A 3,961-nucleotide genomic window follows, 5' to 3' on the forward strand; every position below is an offset into this window, starting at 1 on the left:
GCAGATTTTTTCGCCGTGTCCGTACGGGCCCAGTCCCGTATGAAAATCGATCCAGCCAATGCTGTCGCACGCTGCACCATGCTGCTCGAATACCGTTTGCAATACCCGCGTGCTCCAGACAGAACGATGGCCGCCGAAGAACATGCCATCGGCATGCCGATATTGTCCCACTGTCAGCGCCCGCTGATAGGCCTGTTCGCCGCGTTGTGAGATGTAGTCCGCAATGGCCGCCGCGTTCTCGTCCGACGGCGGCCAGTTCGACGGCACCAGCAGTGCGTGCAGATCGTCATAGGCGGGATTGACCGGCGGCGGCTGGGAGAAATCGATGCTGTTGCGATTCAGATCGACGCTGTCCTCGTTCGTGCGGCTCAGATGCGAGAAGCTGTATCCGCGCGCGGCCTGGTACTTACACGGGCGTCAGGAACGATTCGGTGAGGCGCACCCAGTAGGTCGAACCGAGCGACAGAACGTCGTCGTTGAAGTCATAGCTCGTGTTGTGCAGCATGCAGGGGCCAAGACCATGACCGTGGTCCCGATGACCGCCGTCGCCATTGCCAATGTACGCGTAGCAGCCCGGTTTCTCGAGCAGCATGAACGAGAAGTCTTCGGCGCCCATGGTCGGATCGATGTTCGTTTCCACTCGATCCTTGCCCACGATATCCTGCATCACGCCCAAGGCGAAATGCGTTTCCTTCTCCGTATTGACGGTCGGCGGATAGTTGCGCCTGAATGAGAACTCGACGCTGCAGCCATAGGCGAGCGCCGTCGCTTCGGCGAGCTGCTTCATGCGGGTTTCGATCAGGTCCAGCACGTCCACCGAGAATGTGCGCACCGTGCCGGCAAGCGTCGCCGTATCGGGAATCACGTTGACGGCTTCGCCCGCGTTTATCTGCGTGATCGACAGGACCGCCGCGTCGATCGGACGCTTGTTGCGCGTCATGATGCTCTGCAGGCCCGTGCCGATCTGCATCGCGGTGAACACCGGATCGATGCCGTTGTGCGGAATGGCCGCGTGCGCGCCGACACCCTTCACCTGAATGCGGAATTCGTTGCTCGACGCCTGCGTCGCGCCGACCCGCGCGCCGAATTCGCCGGCCGCCATACCCGGCCAGTTGTGAAGCGCGAACACGGAGTCGACAGGAAAGCGTTCGAACAGTCCGTCTTCGATCATGGCCTTTGCACCGCCGCCGCCCTCCTCGGCGGGCTGGAAGATGAACACGACAGTGCCATCGAAATTGCGGTGTTGCGAAAGATACTGCGCCGCGCCGAGCAGCATGGCGGTATGGCCGTCGTGCCCGCACGCATGCATCTTGCCGGTATGCTGGGACGCATGCGCGAACGTATTGAGTTCCTGGATCGGAAGTGCGTCCATGTCGGCACGCAAGCCGATCATCTTGCGGCTGGAGCCGTTGCGCAACACGCCGACGACGCCCGTCTTGCCGAGTCCGCGCGTGACTTCGATTCCCCACGACGCGAGCTTCTGAGCGACGACGTCCGCGGTACGGTTCTCTTCGTAGCAGAGTTCCGGGTGCGCGTGAATGTCGCGACGAATGGCCTGGATCTCGGCTTGTGCCTGGGTAATCTCGGGAATGATTTTCATAAGGGTTCCTGCCGCTTGCGAAGTGGTTCGTTTGGCCGGTTGAGCTGGGTCACCTTCATGCCGTGCGCCTGATACCGGTTCGTCTTTCGACTACTCATTGTCCATAGCCGTTATCATCAAAGAAAGCCAAAATTTGTTGTCATCTGCTTCAGAATTTTTGATGATTGAATCGTGTCCGGACAGTTGCGGGCGCATCCATTCCCGGTGTCGTCGAGGTTGACTTGAGCACGTTACGCTTTCTCCGTACCTTCGTGGCCGTGGCACGCCACGGCTCGTTTGCGGTTGCCGCCGAGCAGATGGCGCTCACGCAATCGGCGGTCAGCATGCAGATGCGCGCACTCGAAACCGAGTTCAAACATGAACTGTTCGACCGCTGCGGGCGCAAGGTGATGCTGAATGCGATGGGCAAAAGCCTGTTGCCGCACGCGCAGCAGTTGCTATCGCTGTATGAGGCCATGAGGATGACGGCGGGCGGCCTCGAAGAAGACGTCGGGCCGGTTTCCATCGGGGCGGTCGAGTCGGTCGTGAGCGCGCTCGCCGAGGCCGCGGCGCATCTGAAGATCGCACGACCGAATCTCGATGTGCGGATCATGGCGGCAAAATCCGTCGACCTGGCCGCGCGCGTCGACTCGGGCGAGATCGATGCGGCCGTGATCATCGACACCGTCGGGCGCCGGCCAGCCAGCGTGCAATGGACACCTGTCTATTCGGAACCCCTGGTGCTGCTAGCCAATGCGACCATGGTTCCGGAATCGGTGCCCGAGTTGCTCAAATCGCAGCGATTCCTGCGATTTGACCGGACGCAGCGAACCGGCGTCGTCATTGATCGCGCGATACGCAAACAGCGCCTGAAGGTGAACGAATTTCTCGAACTCAACTCGCTGGAAGGCATTGCGGAACTGGTGCGCCAAGGGATCGGCGTCGCGGTGGTGCCGCTGCTGCGGCGCTCGTCGTGGATGCGCGATGACGCATTGCGGGTGATGCCGCTGCCCCAGGCGGATGCGAAGCGAATCGTGGGCATGCTCGAGCGTGCGGAGCACGGCAAAATGGCCGTGACCGCAGCGATTGTGAGGCACCTGAAGGATGTGATTTGACGATCTTCAGGGCGTTGCCGCCTGTTCCGACATGTCCTTTCCGCGCTGCCGAAACGTTACGCCGTCAACGGCGGCCCGAGAAACTCGATATCCCATTTCGTGCCGAGGTCCCGCAATGCGTCAGGCTCGGGTTCACCCTTCGCCATGACACTGCGAAGCTGGCATTGATCAACAAGACGAACGAAATGGAACACCTGCAAGATGTCGTCGCAGGCAACTTGCGCGAGCGAGTTGTCGCCCAGGTGCGCGCGGATATCGTGTCTGGACGCACGCCGCCCGGCGCCGTTTATTCAGTACCGGGACTTGCTACCGAGCTCGGCGTCTCGACCACCCCGGTTCGCGAGGCATTGCTGGAACTCACTCGCAGCGGCCTGCTGGTCGCGATGCGCAATCGCGGCTTCCGCGTTGAGCTGCTTTCTCTGGCGGCACGGGACAGCCTCTTCACGATGCGGGAGCTGCTCGAACGCTTCGCGCTCGAGACGCTCGCGCGTCAAGGCGTCAAAGACCGCGACGCGCTGATCGCGCTTGCCGATGAAGTGTCAAACGCAGTCGCAGCGGAGAACCTGCCGAAATACATCGCATCCGATCGGGCATTTCACGAAGCGCTTGTCGGACAGGTCGGCAATCCCTTCCTGACAAAAATGGTGATGCAATTGCGCAACGATATGCGGCTCTATGGGATCGACTCTTCAGAAGGTCGTCGACGCCAGCGAGAGTCGATAAAAGAGCATTATCAAATGGTAAATCTGGCTGCGCAGGGGAACGCCAAAGAGGCGAGCGATCTGATCAGTCGGCACATCCTGTCGTGGAAGCCGCTTTTCGAGTCCGCACTTATTCAATATTCCTGATCAAGTTACTCGCTATTGACCATCATGTGACAGGCTACGAGGGCGAAACAGACGCCTGAATGGCCGCCGTCGACCCCAACAGTTATTCAGCATATTCAATAGCGGCGCACGTTACCCGCCATTTCAGATCGCGTCACTCATATTCACGCCGCACGGTGGCCAGCGTTACTGCGCTGCCAAGCATCAGGAGCTGGGCGCCGCGCTCGTCGCGTTCATCTCGATTGGCAAATGCGACGACCGCGCGCGTGCCGTCATGAGCGATGAAGCGAAGGACGTACGGACGAATTGCAGATAGTGGTGAGCACTGTGAAGCGCGGGAGCTACAAACCCGTGCGAGCGCGGCTAACGACATGGTGACTTCCTTGTTCGTTGAATGTCCCACCTGTTGAGGTATTCGAACCGAATCTGGCCCGCTAGCA

Annotated in this window: 4 protein-coding genes and 1 pseudogene; 2 read left to right on the forward strand and 3 right to left on the reverse strand. The window is 60.3% G+C overall.

Features of this window, described 5'->3' with window-relative positions:
• Both QOC89_RS19725 and QOC89_RS19730 read right to left on the reverse strand, forming a co-directional pair.
• A pseudogene (locus tag QOC89_RS19725) lies at positions 1-375 on the reverse strand (DUF2817 domain-containing protein); the annotation flags it as partial.
• 31 nt (positions 376-406) lie between these two features.
• Positions 407-1,600, reverse strand: a complete 1,194-nt coding sequence (locus QOC89_RS19730; RefSeq protein ID WP_323046560.1) for a M20 aminoacylase family protein — start codon at positions 1,598-1,600, stop codon at positions 407-409.
• 221 nt (positions 1,601-1,821) lie between these two features.
• On the opposite strand from QOC89_RS19730, the gene QOC89_RS19735 reads away from it, so the two are divergent.
• Positions 1,822-2,694: a LysR family transcriptional regulator gene (locus tag QOC89_RS19735; RefSeq protein WP_323046561.1), complete on the forward strand. Its 873-nt coding sequence runs from the start codon at positions 1,822-1,824 to the stop codon at positions 2,692-2,694.
• Positions 2,691-3,542, forward strand: a complete 852-nt coding sequence (locus QOC89_RS19740) for a GntR family transcriptional regulator (protein ID WP_323046562.1) — start codon at positions 2,691-2,693, stop codon at positions 3,540-3,542. The genes QOC89_RS19735 and QOC89_RS19740 overlap by 4 nt, the downstream gene beginning before the upstream one ends.
• A gap of 133 nt (positions 3,543-3,675) precedes the next feature.
• Here QOC89_RS19740 and QOC89_RS19745 read toward each other — a convergent pair.
• Positions 3,676-3,961: hypothetical protein (locus tag QOC89_RS19745; RefSeq protein ID WP_323046563.1), on the reverse strand; the 286-nt coding region annotated here is incomplete at its 5' end.

The organism is Paraburkholderia sp., from assembly GCF_034668105.1.
Lineage (GTDB): Bacteria > Pseudomonadota > Gammaproteobacteria > Burkholderiales > Burkholderiaceae > Paraburkholderia.